Annotated in this window: 1 pseudogene; it reads right to left on the bottom strand. The window is 62.9% G+C overall.

Features of this window, described 5'->3' with window-relative positions:
- Positions 1-298, bottom strand: a pseudogene (locus tag AC1DWF_RS38750) (hypothetical protein); the annotation flags it as partial.
- Positions 299-515 lie beyond the last annotated feature (217 nt).

The raw sequence follows: 515 nt of genomic DNA, 5'->3' as shown, positions 1-515 counted from the left end.
GATGCAGATACTCGGCCACGTCGCGCACGCTGACATCGGATTCGGCCGAGAGATGCGCGATGGAGATCAGCACGGTGTATTCGATGCCGGCGAGGTTGATGAAGGCGCCGTGCCCCTCGCGGATCGCCTCGTGCCGCGCCAGGAAGCCGAAGAGGTTGTGCACGAGCCGCCGGAAGTCGCGGTCGGAGCCCTGCGAGAGCAGGACGGGGGACGAGACGGTCAGCTCGTAGCCTTCGCCGAGGCCTGGCCTGGCCTTCACCTCGGTCTTCGGCTTTCTCGCGGCATTCGTCTTCTTCACAACAGGTTCCTGCCCAAGCTGTCGGGCAGGGATTACGCGGGCGGGGTCAGCGCCGTCAACAAGCCCGAGAGCCTGGAAATGTCTGGCAGTCCGGGCATTTCCTCGCTGAGGATAGCTTGGTTCGAGAGCTAGATACGGACGACATTCATGACGGCTTCGGGAAGACGGGCCATCGCCGGCGCGCCGTATTGCATGCCATTTCAGTTAAAATCCGAAG

The organism is Aminobacter sp. P4_D5 (assembly GCF_056401815.1).
The sequence above is the reverse complement of the archived record's forward strand: the minus strand, read 5'-3'. Positions and strand labels throughout refer to the sequence as shown.